The organism is Plantibacter cousiniae (nom. nud.), from assembly GCF_977070315.1.
In genome coordinates this window covers 62,334-75,576 of the sequence record NZ_CDRVEU010000009.1, presented here as the reverse complement: position 1 = coordinate 75,576, position 13,243 = coordinate 62,334, and the positions used below count along the sequence as shown (strand labels likewise).

General features: G+C 59.9%; 11 protein-coding genes. 3 read left to right on the top strand and 8 right to left on the bottom strand.

Translation table 11 applies throughout. From position 1 onward, the window contains the following. Window position 1: 1 nt before the first annotated feature. The gene (locus ACW55A_RS17655) at window positions 2–1,036 is read right to left on the bottom strand and encodes a phenylacetaldoxime dehydratase family protein (RefSeq protein ID WP_455809427.1); all 1,035 of its coding nucleotides are present in this window, start codon (window positions 1,034–1,036) and stop codon (window positions 2–4) included. A gap of 1 nt (window position 1,037) precedes the next feature. Next, the gene (locus tag ACW55A_RS17650; RefSeq protein WP_498811451.1) at window positions 1,038–2,048 is read right to left on the bottom strand and encodes a nitrilase; all 1,011 of its coding nucleotides are present in this window, start codon (window positions 2,046–2,048) and stop codon (window positions 1,038–1,040) included. A 167-nt stretch (window positions 2,049–2,215) separates the two neighbouring features. On the opposite strand from ACW55A_RS17650, the gene ACW55A_RS17645 reads away from it, so the two are divergent. Further along, a complete protein-coding gene (locus tag ACW55A_RS17645; RefSeq protein WP_498811450.1) occupies window positions 2,216–3,175 on the top strand; it encodes an AraC-like ligand-binding domain-containing protein in 960 nt (319 codons plus the stop codon). Window positions 3,176–3,331: 156 nt separating this feature from the next. Here ACW55A_RS17645 and ACW55A_RS17640 read toward each other — a convergent pair whose 3' ends face one another. From ACW55A_RS17640 to glyQ, 4 genes are all read right to left on the bottom strand, one after another. Then, window positions 3,332–4,102: a lysophospholipid acyltransferase family protein gene (locus ACW55A_RS17640; protein ID WP_044309641.1), complete on the bottom strand. Its 771-nt coding sequence runs from the start codon at window positions 4,100–4,102 to the stop codon at window positions 3,332–3,334. Window positions 4,103–4,167: 65 nt separating this feature from the next. After that, on the bottom strand, window positions 4,168–4,710 hold the full coding sequence (gmhB, locus tag ACW55A_RS17635) for a D-glycero-beta-D-manno-heptose 1,7-bisphosphate 7-phosphatase (protein WP_003367814.1): 543 nt from the start codon (window positions 4,708–4,710) through the stop codon (window positions 4,168–4,170). A gap of 12 nt (window positions 4,711–4,722) precedes the next feature. After that, window positions 4,723–6,777 (bottom strand): glycine--tRNA ligase subunit beta, encoded by a 2,055-nt coding sequence (glyS, locus tag ACW55A_RS17630; protein WP_003432731.1) that lies wholly within the window; start codon window positions 6,775–6,777, stop codon window positions 4,723–4,725. Beyond that, on the bottom strand, window positions 6,774–7,721 hold the full coding sequence (gene glyQ / locus ACW55A_RS17625) for a glycine--tRNA ligase subunit alpha (RefSeq protein ID WP_002551326.1): 948 nt from the start codon (window positions 7,719–7,721) through the stop codon (window positions 6,774–6,776). Before glyQ ends, glyS begins: the two co-directional genes overlap by 4 nt. An 80-nt stretch (window positions 7,722–7,801) precedes the next feature. Between glyQ and ACW55A_RS17620 the strand changes: the two genes are divergently transcribed. Together ACW55A_RS17620 and ACW55A_RS17615 are read left to right on the top strand one after the other, a co-directional pair. Further along, window positions 7,802–8,353 (top strand): DNA-3-methyladenine glycosylase I, encoded by a 552-nt coding sequence (locus tag ACW55A_RS17620; RefSeq protein WP_455809420.1) that lies wholly within the window; start codon window positions 7,802–7,804, stop codon window positions 8,351–8,353. Between the two features lie 38 nt (window positions 8,354–8,391). Further along, on the top strand, window positions 8,392–9,279 hold the full coding sequence (locus tag ACW55A_RS17615; RefSeq protein WP_099266987.1) for a lysophospholipid acyltransferase: 888 nt from the start codon (window positions 8,392–8,394) through the stop codon (window positions 9,277–9,279). A 68-nt stretch (window positions 9,280–9,347) separates the two neighbouring features. On the opposite strand, the gene ACW55A_RS17610 is transcribed toward ACW55A_RS17615, so the two are convergent. Both ACW55A_RS17610 and trkA read right to left on the bottom strand, forming a co-directional pair. Beyond that, entirely contained in the window at window positions 9,348–11,711 is a 2,364-nt protein-coding gene (locus tag ACW55A_RS17610; protein ID WP_498811449.1) for an FdhF/YdeP family oxidoreductase, read from the bottom strand. A gap of 154 nt (window positions 11,712–11,865) precedes the next feature. Next, complete coding sequence (gene trkA / locus ACW55A_RS17605) at window positions 11,866–13,239, bottom strand: Trk system potassium transporter TrkA (protein ID WP_003367803.1); 1,374 nt, start codon at window positions 13,237–13,239, stop codon at window positions 11,866–11,868. Between the last annotated feature and the right edge of the window lie 4 nt (window positions 13,240–13,243).

Below are 13,243 nucleotides of genomic sequence, written 5' to 3'. Positions count from 1 at the left end.
ATCAGCGGCTGAGCAAGCCACTGCCGGGATGGCAGTTGAGGTATTCGAAATACTGGGCCTCACTGGGGATCACTGCGATCTCGTGGTAGAGGCGCAACTGGACCTGAAAGTTAAGGATCTGTACGTACTGCATGAAGCCGCCGAAGATCGCCACATGAGTGGGATGAGTCTTTGCCCAGCGCTCCAGGTTACTCAGGTCATCGAACCAGGCGAGGCCAAAACTCTTCTCCAAGGGTTCGCCGGTGTCGCTGTCCAGCGCTTGCATGAAGCGACAGCTCAGGCAGCCGACAGTGGCGCCTTCGTCGCGCAGAAACGTCATGCCGCGCTGTAGCACGGGTTGTATGTCGTTCAGATACATATCGCGTTCCTGTCCGGTGGTGCTGCTCCAGTCCTGTCCGGATCGAATCAGGCACAGGTTATCGCGCCCTGACATACGCACCCTGCCGACGCACAGCGCGTTCGCCCTGGAAGGATTGCTGCTGCCTATCAGTGCATCGGTCTGGGCCAAAGGGATACGATCGCGGGAACTGCCCCAGTACGCGTGTTCCTGAATAGGTTCACTCATGTGACTGGCCAGATGCGTAACGCCTTCAGGTACATCCGGCGCGGAAAACAATGTTTCGAAACGCTCGGCACTCGGGCAGACGACCTCGAGGAACCATCCCAGTGGCCCGGTTTCACGAGCCGGGTCTTGCCACCAGTGCGCGAAACCCGAGCTGTTGCGCCACTGATTGAAAGTGTCCACGTCGTGCCAGTAAGCGATGGCTATGCAGGTATGGAAACCATCGGCGTCCACGCAATGTGCGCTGTCCCAATACCGCGGTCCTGAATCGCTATCGAACCGAGTGGTTATCGCTGCCAGTTCTGGCAGACCTACCGGATGCAAGGACTGGACGCCGAAATAAGCCATCACCACCTGCCCTGCCAGCGGATCGAAACGCGCGGACCATGCAGGAAAAGGTGGTTGATACCCCTCGGGCAGATTGCTGTTCAGCTTACGCGGCTTGCGCAGATGTTCAGGAATGGCTGAATGCATGTCACACCTCCAGCGCGATGTCAGGCTGAAGCAATTCGATGCACTCGCTGCTGATCGGCAGGCCTGGTAGATCGACTACACATGGGGTGGGATTCGGATTAAACATCAGACGGGTGACGTCGGGACGTGAGTAATGTCCAGTCGGGTCGGCTGCTACCTTGGCGAAGGTCAATGCGGCTGGATCAAGTGTTGCGTAGAGCAGGCCTTCCTCATGTTCGCCCAGCGGAGTTGCCAGATCACTTCCGTCCGGACCGAAAATGCGTGCGTGCCCGCCACCGGCCTGCAACAGGCTGCGCTTGGCGTCACTGTCGCAGAGCATCTCGATCATTTCAGAGGAAACGATTGCACAGGGTGCGAGGACGAAGCACTGCCCCTCTGCGGCATAAACCCGCGAAGCCGCAGTATTGACCTCAGGCCCCAAGGCGCTTGTGGCATTGCGGTACAGGCTGAAGCTCGGCCAGGCGGCGACGTGGATCTGTTCGTTCTGCGCATACATGGCGTACTTGGAAAGCGGTTGCAGGTGCTCCCAGCAGCAAAGCGCGCCCAGAACGCCGACAGGTGTTTCAAACGTACGCAATGAGGCGCCGTCGCCTTCGCCGAACATCGTACGTTCTACATGGGTAGCTTTGAGCTTGCGACGCACGCCAACCGTTTCACCGCGATCGTCGATGATCCACTGACCGATATACAGCGACGCTTTGTGTCGCTCGCTGTAACCCAGCACCACATAGAGACCGAGATGGCGAGCCGCATCGCTGATACGCCGGGCCTGGGGGCTGTCCAGTACAAGAGACTGCTGGTGATAGCGCTGCACCAGTGGCATGTTCCAGGCCGGTGCGTCCAGCCACAAAAACCACGGATAGCCCGGAATCCACGTTTCGGGGAATGCAATCAGACCGGCTCCGGCGGCTGCCGCCTGCTCCATCAGGGCGATGGTCTTGTCTACGGTGGCGTCCAGATCCAGAAATACCGGCGCGGCCTGTACACAGGCGACTTTCAAGGGCTCTTTCATCGTCAAAAACTCATGTGGCTGTTGGATGGCCACAGGCTATGGGCTTTTCTGGCGACTGTATTAGGACGAAAAGGAACGGCTTTTTGACTGGAACGGGCAGGCCGACAGGAATGGTTTCAGACTTGCATGGCGGTTGGCTTGACGCATCGAAATGCAGGTTGAACGCGATGAGCATTTATTTCGACACCAACAGTATTGCTGTGCAGGAACGAGCAGAGTTCTGGCAGGAAGTGGTGTGCAGTACCTTCGTGCCGCTGGAATGTGCCTTCTCGGATCGACAAAATTTCCACGGTCGTTTGCGCTCGCACAGCATTGCAGGACTGGCCTTGGTAGAGGTGCAGGCCTGCAGTCAGACAGTCGTCCGAGATACCTCGAGTATTTCGCGTAGTGACGACGAGTTCGTATTGGTGAGTCTGGCGCTTGAAGGCCGGGCGCAGGTTTCTCAAGAGGGGCGCGAAGCGCTATTGGAGGTCGGCGACTTTGCCATCTACGACACTCGTCGCCCCTACCGGCTGCACTTCGACAGTGCATTCAGACAGACTGTGGTGCAAATCCCGCGCAACAGCCTGCAGCAGCGTCTGTGTAATCTGGAGTATCTGACTGCGTTATCACTGTCTCGCGATGACCCGCTCAATGGACTGGTCTTCGACTTTTTTACCGGCCTGGCTGCACTCGAGAACCGGGTAGGCGAATCACAACAGGCGCGGATAACCGAACAAGGGCTGGACTTGCTAGCAATGGCGTTGTCCGAACGGGTCGAAGGGCAGGCACAAGGTTCAAGACGCTGTGGCTTGCTGCTGCGCATCAAGGATCATATCCAGGCCAACCTGGCAGATACAAAACTGTCTCTGGCCAGTGTCAGCGTCCGGTTCGGAGTCAGTACGCGCTATATCAGCAGCTTGTTTCAGGATGAACAGACCTCGTTCGGACGTTACCTGCTGGCCTCTCGGTTGCAACGCTGCGCCAGTGACCTGCGCGAGCCATTACTCGCCAATCGACAGATCAGTGAGATCGCCTGGCGTTGGGGATTCAGTGATGTCGCTTACTTCAGCAGAGTCTTCCGCCAGCGCTTCGGAGTGCCTGCACGGCAATATCGGCTTGAGGCTTCACCGACGCGTTGCGCATAAAAAACCGACCTTTTAAAGGTCGGTTTCTGATACATCATCAAAACTTATGCACGTTTTTCCGGTTTTTATAGCCTGAAAAAATATGTATATGAATTAGCAGGTTAGATCGTCTTTTTGCGCGGTTTCAAAAAAACCGTACACAGGTTATCCACAAAATCACGCCGGGACTTTTTCGGGAGTTGCAACAGGTACAGCAGGCGAGCCCATCGCCCGTTGCGTATCCTCATTCCAGGTCTGAACGCGCTCATTCAACGCAGCGATGGCACGTGGGCCTGAGCCCTCTGCGTACATCGGCTCGCCGATCACCACTTGAATGGTGCCTGGCTTTTTCGCCCAGCCGTCGCGAGGCCAGTACTTGCCTGCGTTGTGCGCGACCGGCAGCACAGGCAGATCAGCGTTCACTGCCAGTGCAGTACCGCCGCGAGAGAATTTGCCGACCTGGCCGTAAGGCACGCGTGTGCCCTCCGGGAAGATCAATACCCAGACGCCATCCTTGAGCAACTCGTCGCCCTTCTTGGCAATCTCCCTGAGTGCGGCTTTCGGGTTTTCGCGGTCAATGGCGATCGGGCGCAGCATTGCCATCGCCCAGCCAAAGAACGGCACATACAGCAGTTCACGCTTGAGGACCTGGCTCATCGGCTCGAAATACGCCGATAGAAAGAACGTCTCCCAGGTGCTCTGGTGGTTGGAGATGATCACGCAGGGGGTTTTCGGTACGTTTTCGGCGCCAGTCACTTCTACCTTGATGTTCAGGAACACCTTGGTCAGCCAGATGGCGCAGCGGCACCAATAGACGTTAATGAAGCGATAGCGGGCTTTGAACGGCAGAAAAGGCGCAATGAAAAAACTCAACGTGCACCACAACAGCGAGCTGGTGCCCAGCAACAGGTAGAAGAAGAAGGTCCTGATTGCCTGCATGATCGACATAGTTACGTTTACCGTACGGGCAGGTGCCCGCTCCTTGAGCGTCCTGAACCTGAAGAGCTGACTGTTCAGTGAGCGCTGTTGTGGATAAGTTCTGCGGCAACTGCCGCCAGATCGTCAAAAATCAACGTGCCTGCCGGCACTCCGCCTTCCATCGTCTTGCGGCCTTTGCCGGTCATCACCAGCACAGGCTGAGAATCGACGGCTTGTGCGGCCTGCAGGTCACCTTTGCTGTCGCCCACGAACCAGAGACCTTTGAGGTCCACGGTGTAATGACGGGCGATAGCCTGCAGCATCCCGGGTCTGGGCTTGCGGCAGGTACAGCCATCGTCTGGCCCATGCGGGCAATAGACGATCAAACCGACCTCGCCGCCCTGCTCTGCCACCAGCTTGCGCAAGCGCACGTGCATGGCATCCAGAGTGGCCAGATCATAATAACCTCGGGCAATGCCGGACTGGTTGGTGGCAACGGCCACCGTCCAGCCGGCCTTGCTCAGCGCTGCGATAGCTTCGATCGAGCCAGGAATGGGCAGCCACTCCGCCACCGACTTTATGTAAGCGTCGGAGTCATGATTGATCACGCCATCCCGGTCAAGTATCAGCAGTTTCACAGCGACTCCTTGTCAGCCCAGCAGCGAGATGTCGGCGACGCCGAGGAACAGGCCGCGCAAACGCGACAACAGGGCATAACGGTTGGCACGCACGTTGGCGTCTTCCGCGTTGACCATCACGGCTTCGAAGAACGCATCGACCGGCTCACGCAACATCGCCAGACGCGCCAGCGATTCGCTGTACTGACGCTCGGCAGCCATCGGCTGGATCGCGTGATCGGCCTGCTGGATGGCCGAGTACAGCGAGAACTCGTTGGCGTTGTCGAAATACTTGGGCTCGACGGTCTGGGCAATGCTGCCCTCGGCCTTGCTCAAGAGGTTCGATACACGTTTGTTCACTGCGGCCAGTGCTGCGGCCTGTGGCAGTTTGCGGAAGGCCTGGACTGCCTGGACGCGTTGATCGAAATCCAGCGCCGAAGCCGGTTGCAGGGCACGCACCGAAAGGTACACCGCCACGTCGACGCCTTCGTCTTCATAGCGCGCACGCAGACGATCGAAGATGAAGTCGAGCACCTGTTCCGCCAGACCGGCTGGCTTGATCTTCGCGCCGAACTGCGTGACGGCGAACTTCACCGTTTCGATCAGGTTCAGGTCGAGCTTCTTCTCGATCAGGATACGCAGGATGCCCAGTGCCGCACGACGCAATGCATAGGGGTCCTTGCTGCCGGTAGGCAGCATGCCGATCCCGAAGATGCCAACCAGCGTGTCGAGCTTGTCGGCAATTGCCACCGCAGCACCGGTCAGTGTGGTTGGCAGTTCGGCACCCGCGCCACGCGGCATGTACTGCTCATTGAGCGCCAGTGCGACATCTTCAGGCTCGCCGTCGGCCTTGGCGTAGTAGTAACCGGCAATGCCCTGCATTTCCGGAAACTCGCCGACCATCTCGCTCGACAGGTCGCACTTGGACAGCAGACCGGCCCGCGCAGCACGCTGGGCGTCGCCGCCGATGCGGGGAGCGATGTAAGCGGCCAGTTTCGACACACGCTCGGCCTTGTCGAACACGCTGCCCAACTGCGCCTGGAACACGACGTTCTTCAGGCGATCGTTGAAGGTTTCCAGCTTCTGCTTCTTGTCCTGCTTGAAGAAGAACTCGGCGTCGGTCAGGCGTGGACGAACCACCTTCTCGTTACCGGCGATGATCTGTGCCGGGTCCTTGCTCTCGATGTTGGCCACGGTGATGAAGCGCGGCAGCAGCTTGCCGTCGACATCCAGCAGGCAGAAGTATTTCTGGTTGTCCTGCATGGTGGTAATCAAGGCTTCCTGAGGGACTTCCAGGAAGCGCTCTTCGAATGAACACACCAGCGGAACCGGCCATTCGACCAGACCGGCCACTTCGTCCAGCAGGCTTGGCGGCACGATGGCGGTGCCTTCCTGTTGGGTGGCCAGCTCGTCGACGCGCTTGCTGATGATCTGCCGACGTTCGTTGAAGTCGGCCAGCACATGAGCGGCGCGCAGGTCACTGAGGTAACCGGCAGGCGAAGAAATGCGCACGTCTTGCGGATGATGGAAGCGATGACCGCGCGAATGACGACCCGCGCTCTGGGCGAGGATCGTGCAGTCCACCACCTGATCACCGAACAGCATCACCAGCCACTGGGTCGGCCGCACGAACTCTTCCTTGCGAGCACCCCAGCGCATGCGCTTGGCAATCGGCAGGTCGTTCAGCGAGTCTTCGACGATGGTCGGCAACAGGGACGTGGTCGGCTTGCCGAGGATGGTCTGGCTGTAACGCAGTTTCGGACCGCTCTGATCGATTTCGCTCAGGTCGACGCCGCACTTCTTGGCGAAGCCCAGGGCGGCCTGAGTCGGGTTACCGTCGGCATCGAACGCTGCTTGACGCGGCGGGCCGTCGAGGTTGACGCTGCGATCCGGTTGTTGCGTGGCCAGTGCGGTAATCAGCACGGCCAGACGACGCGGTGCTGCGTAGACCTGCTTGGCGCTGTAGGTCAGACCTGCGCCTGTGATGCCTTTTTCAATACCGGCGAGAAACGCATCGGCCAGCGAGACGAGGGTCTTGGGTGGCAGTTCTTCTGTGCCCAGTTCGACCAGAAAATCTTGAGCACTCATTGCGCTGCCTCCAGCTTGGCCAACACTTCATCGCGTAGATCGGGCGGCGCCATCGGGAAGCCGAGACGGGCGCGGGCCTGCAGGTAGGCCTGAGCCACCGAACGGGCCAATGTGCGTACGCGCAGGATGTACTGCTGACGCGCCGTCACGGAAATCGCGCGACGGGCATCCAGCAGGTTGAAGGTGTGCGAGGCCTTGAGGACCATTTCGTAGCCGGGCAATGGCAGCTCCAGCTCGATCAGGCGTGCGGCTTCGCTTTCGTAGAAGTCGAACAGCTCGAACAGTTTGTCGACGTTGGCGTGTTCGAAGTTGTAGGTCGACTGCTCCACCTCGTTCTGGTGGAACACGTCGCCGTAGGTCACTTTGCCGAACGGACCGTCAGCCCAGACCAGATCGTAGACCGAGTCCACGCCCTGCTGGTACATCGCCAGACGCTCGAGGCCATACGTGATTTCGCCGGTGACCGGGTAGCACTCCAGGCCACCGACCTGCTGGAAGTAGGTGAACTGCGAGACTTCCATGCCGTTGAGCCAGATCTCCCAGCCCAGACCCCAGGCGCCCAGCGTCGGCGATTCCCAGTTGTCTTCGACGAAGCGCACGTCATGCACTAGCGGATCGAGGCCGATGTGCTTGAGCGAGCCCAGGTACAGTTCCTGGAAGTTGTCCGGGTTCGGCTTGAGAATCACCTGAAACTGGTAATAGTGCTGCAGGCGGTTCGGGTTTTCGCCGTAGCGGCCGTCAGTCGGGCGACGGCTTGGCTGTACGTAAGCGGCGTTCCAGGTTTCCGGGCCTACGGCGCGCAGAAACGTGGCAGTGTGGAACGTGCCGGCGCCTACTTCCATATCGTAGGGCTGAAGTACCACGCAACCTTGTTCTGCCCAGTATTGCTGGAGGGCGAGGATCAAGTCTTGGAAGGTACGCACGGCTGGCGTAGGCTGGCTCACAAATTTCACCTGTGCTGGGCTGCGATTCAAAGAGCGGGAGTATACCCGATTCGGCCGCACGTCCACTCCTTGGGAGCCCTATGACACGCTGCTTTTGGTGCAACGAAGACCCCCTGTACATCGCTTATCACGATCAGGAGTGGGGAGTGCCGCTGCGCGATGCGCAGAAGCTCTTCGAGTTGCTTTTGCTCGAAGGGTTCCAGGCCGGGCTGTCGTGGATCACGATTCTCAAGCGGCGGGCGCGTTATCGCGAAGTGCTGCACGGCTTTGACGTCGAGCGCCTGGCGCAGTTGAGCGATGCCGAAATAGAGACGCTGATGCTCGATCCGAGCATCATCCGCAACCGCCTCAAGCTCAAGGCCGTGCGCACCAATGCGCGGGCCTGGCTGGCGCTGGAAGACCCGGTCGCGCTGCTCTGGTCGTTTGTCGGCGGTACACCGAAGATCAATCACTTCAAGGATCGCAGCGAAGTCCCGGCGATTACCGCCGAGGCCGAAGCAATGAGCAAGGTACTTAAAAAGGCCGGTTTCACCTTTGTCGGCCCGACCATCTGTTATGCCTACATGCAGGCCAGCGGTATGGTCATGGACCACACCGTCGATTGCGATCGGTATGCGATCCTGAGCCGCTGACGGTTACACTACCCGCCTCGAGAATCTGGGAGTCATCTGTGGATAAGTTCAAAGGCGCCGTAATGGTCGGGGCGTTGCGATTGTTTGCGCTGTTGCCGTGGCGCGCGGTGCAGTGGGCAGGCACCGCGATTGGCTGGCTGATGTGGAAGCTGCCCAACCGTTCGCGGGAAGTGGCACGGATCAACCTGTCCAAGTGTTTCCCCGAGTTGAGCGAGCCGGAGCTGGAAAAGCTCGTTGGCCGCAGCCTGATGGACATCGGCAAGACCCTGACCGAAAGCGCCTGTGCGTGGATCTGGCCAGCACAGAAATCGATCGACCTGGTGCGTGAAGTCGAAGGGCTCGATGTGCTCAAGGATGCGCTGGCGTCCGGCAAGGGCGTAGTCGGCATCACCAGTCACCTGGGCAACTGGGAAGTGCTCAATCACTTCTACTGCAGCCAGTGCAAGCCGATCATTTTCTATCGTCCACCCAAGCTGAAAGCCGTGGACGACCTGTTGCGCAAGCAGCGTGTGCAGTTGGGCAACCGGGTTGCGGCGTCGACCAAGGAAGGCATTCTCAGTGTCATCAAGGAAGTGCGCAAAGGCGGCTCGGTGGGTATTCCGGCCGATCCGGAGCCGGCCGAATCAGCGGGCATCTTCGTGCCCTTCTGCGGCACCCAGGCGCTGACCAGCAAGTTCGTACCGAACATGCTGGCAGGCGGCAAGGCAGTCGGTGTATTCCTGCACGCCATGCGCCTGCCGGACGGCTCGGGTTACAAAGTGGTACTCGAAGCGGCTCCGGAAGCCATGTACAGCACCGACACCGAAACCTCGGCAGCGGCGATGAGCAAAGTGGTCGAGAGATACGTGCGGGCTTACCCTAGCCAGTACATGTGGACCATGAAACGCTTCAAGAAACGCCCGCCAGGCGAAGCGCGCTGGTACTAGAAAGGACTGGACGCAGAGCGTCCGGAACGGCGTGCCCACGCTGGAGCATGGGCACGATAGTGTTTCCCTCAACTGGCCGCCGCAATCAACCCGCGCCGCTCCAGCGCCACCTGAGTGCCCTCCGGACTCATCCGCACCAGGTTCACCGGGATGGATTTGGCCGCAGGAGTGTTGCCATGTTTATCCCGGTTGGCCAGTGGCAGCAGGCCGTTGGTTTCCGGGTAATACGCTGCGCAGCAACCCTGCGGCACGTCGTAGGGTATGACCTTGAAACCCGCTGCACGCCGCGCCGTGGTCGGGTCGAGCGCCGTCTGAAACTCGATGTAGTCCCCGGCTTTCAGCCCCAGGCGTTCGATGTCCTGCGGGTTGAGCATCACCACCATGCGGTCGCCAAAGATGTCCCGATAACGGTCGTCGTTGGAATACACCGTGGTGTTGAACTGGTCATGGCTGCGGATCGTCATCAACTGCAGATGCTCGGCGCCCGGCGGCGTGTCGTCTTCGTCGTAGATGCCTTCGGGAAAGAGGAAGTTGGCCTTGCCCGACTCGGTGTCCCACTTGCGCTCACTGGCGGCATTGGGCAATCGAAAACCTCCGGGTTCTAGGATGCGCTGATTGAAATCGTAAAACTGCTCGGGCAGCACTTCTTCGATCTTGTCGCGAATCCTGGCGTAGTCACCCACGTAGCTGTCCCAGTCCACCTTGGGGTTGGGCGCAAGCGTCGCTTTGGCGATACCGGCAATGATGGCGATTTCGGAAATCAGATGTTTCGACGCAGGCTCGAGCATGCCGGTCGAGCCGTGCACCATCGACATCGAGTCCTCCACCGTAATGGTTTGCGCCACACCGTTCTGCAGGTCGCGTTCCGAACGCGCCACGCATGGCAGCAGAAAGGCCTTCTGTCCATGTACCGTCGCACTGCGGTTGAGCTTGGTGTTGACCAGCACCGTCATTTTCAGGCGGCTGACGGTCGGGCAGATCACATCGGTGTCCGGGATGGCGCGGAAGAAATTGCCGCCCATGGAAATGAGTGCTTCCACCTCGCCACGCAACAGGGCTTCGCAGGTCTCGGCCACGGCGTGGCCTTTTTTTCTGGACGCCTCAAAACCGAACACCTTGCTCATGCTGGCCAGAAACGGTTCGCCGGCCTTTTCATAGATGCCCATCGTCCTGTCGCCCTGTACGTTGGAATGCCCGCGCACCGGGCAAGCCCCTGCACCGAGCTTGCCGATGTTGCCGCGCAACAGCAGCAGGTTGATGATCTGCTGCATGGCATCACCGCCACGCTTGTGCTGAGTGATGCCCATCCCCCAGCAGCAGATGACCCCCTTCGAGCGCTTATAAACCGCAGCCACCTCTTCGATGGCCTGACGCGTCAGACCCGAATGGCGCTCGATGATGTCCCAGGGCAACTGTCGGCAATAATCGGCGTACTGCTCGAAGCCATGGGTGTGTTCTTCAATGAACGCCACGTCGAGGACGCGCGGCAGGTTTTCACGCTGCGCCACGTCATCGGCTTCGATCACGGCCTTGCAAACGCCTTGCAGGGCGATCATGTCGCCGCCGATCCTGACCTGATGGTACTGCGAGCTGATTTCCACCCCATGCAGACTGAGCATGTCGCGCTGGTCCTGCGGCGCCGCAAAGCGTACCAGCGCCCTTTCCCGCAGCGGGTTGAACGAGATGATGCTTGCGCCCCGGCGTGCGGCGGCGTGCAGCTCGGACATCATGCGCGGGCTGTTGGTCCCGGGGTTCTGGCCGATGATAAAAATCGCGTCGGCGTTCTCGAAATCTTCCAGCGTCGTGGTGCCTTTGCCGACCCCGATCGACTCGGGCAGCGCCGCAGTGGTGGTTTCATGGCACATGTTCGAGCAGTCTGGGAAGTTGGCCATGCCGTACAGCCGACCGAACAGCTGATACAGAAAGGCGGCTTCGTTCGACGTGCGTCCGGAGGTGTACAGCTCCAGTTTCCATGGATCGCTCAGGCCGCGCAGCTCTGCGCCGATCTCGGCGAACGCTTCGTCCCAGGTGACTGGCAGGTATTTGTCAGTGGCGGCGTCGTAGCGCATCGGCTCGGTAATACGGCCTTCTGCTTCCAGCGCGTGATCGCTCCAGGTCGCCAGTTCGCTGACCGTATGCCGGGCGAAGAACTCGGGCGTCACGCGTTTCCTGGTCGATTCCCAGGCCAGTGCCTTGGCACCGTTCTCGCAGTATTCAAAGGTGTGCGGCTTCTTCGGGTCCGGCCAGGAGCAACTGGGGCAATCGAAGCCGCCAGGCTTGTTCATGGACATCAGCGTGCGGTTGCCCTTGATCAGCACATGCTGGTGCAACAGGTGCTTGTTGACCGCACTGAGCGCAGGCCAGCCACCCGCCGGTGTGCCGTCGGTCTGTGATCCTTGAAGCGTGGCTGGGGAATTTTCCGATTCGGACATGGGGTGCGTTCTCTCTCATAAAGCCCGTGCAGGCATGAAGCTCGTGTGTCTGAGATGCACGGGCTCAGAGAGAATTCGCCCGAGTCGACGAGCGTTGCCGACAGGGCGCGTCGGCAAGAGGTTCAGTCAGGGTCACACCCTGTTCAGGAGCGGTTCAGAAAAAGCTCAGGCCGACCTGAAACAGCCGCTCAACCTCGCGGATGCACTTCTTGTCCACAAGGAACATGATCACATGGTCACCGGATTCGATCACGGTGATGTCATGGGCGATAAGCACCTGCTCGTCGCGGATGACTGCGCCGATTGCCGTACCGGTCGGCAGGTTGATGTCCTTGATGGCGCGGCCCACCACCTTGCTGGATTTCGAGTCGCCGTGAGCGACGATCTCGATGGCTTCGGCTGCACCGCGTCGCAGCGAATGCACGCTGACGATATCACCACGGCGCACGTGGGCCAGCAGCGTGCCGATGGTTGCCAGCTGCGGGCTGACCGCAACGTCGATTTCGCCACCCTGCACCAGATCGACGTAGGCCGGGTTATTGATCAGCGTCATCACCTTGCGCGCGCCCAGACGCTTGGCCAGCAGCGACGACATGATGTTGGCTTCATCGTCGTTGGTCAGCGCCAGGAACAGGTCGGTGTTGCCGATGTTTTCTTCCAGCAGCAGGTCGCGGTCCGATGAGCTGCCCTGCAGCACCACCGTGCTGTCCAGATGCTCCGACAGATAGCGGCAGCGCGCCGGGCTCACTTCGATGATCTTCACCTGATAGCGGCTTTCGATGGCTTCAGCCAGACGCTCGCCGATGTTGCCGCCACCGGCGATGACGATACGTTTGTAGTTCTCGTCCAGGCGCCGCAGCTCTCCCATAACGGCACGAATATCAGCCTTGGCGGCGATGAAAAACACCTCGTCATCGGCTTCGATGACCGTGTCGCCATGCGGCAGTATCGCCCGGTCGCGGCGATAGATCGCCGCGATGCGCGTTTCGACATTCGGCATGTGCGCTCGTAGCTGGCGCAACGGCTGACCGACCAGTGCGCCGCCGTAATAGGCTTTGACCGCGACCAGTTGCGCTTTGCCTTCGGCGAAGTCGATCACCTGCAGCGCACCGGGGTATTCGATCAGACGTTTGATGTAGTTGGTGACGACCTGCTCCGGACTGATCAGCACGTCGACCGGGATCGCGTTTTTATCGAACAGGCCAGCGCGTGTCAGGTACGCCGCTTCACGAATGCGCGCGATCTTGGTCGGCGTGTGGAACAGCGTGTGGGCCACCTGACAGGCGATCATGTTGGCTTCGTCGCTGCTGGTCACCGCGACCAGCATGTCGGCGTCGTCCGCGCCGGCCTGACGCAACACCGCCGGGTAGGAGCCTTTGCCCTGCACGGTGCGGATGTCCAGGCGGTCGCCCAGATCGCGCAACCGGTCGCCGTCAGTGTCGACCACGGTGATGTCATTGGCTTCGCCCGCCAGATGCTCGGCCAGCGTACCGCCTACCTGTCCTGCACCCAGAATGATGATTTTCACGCGC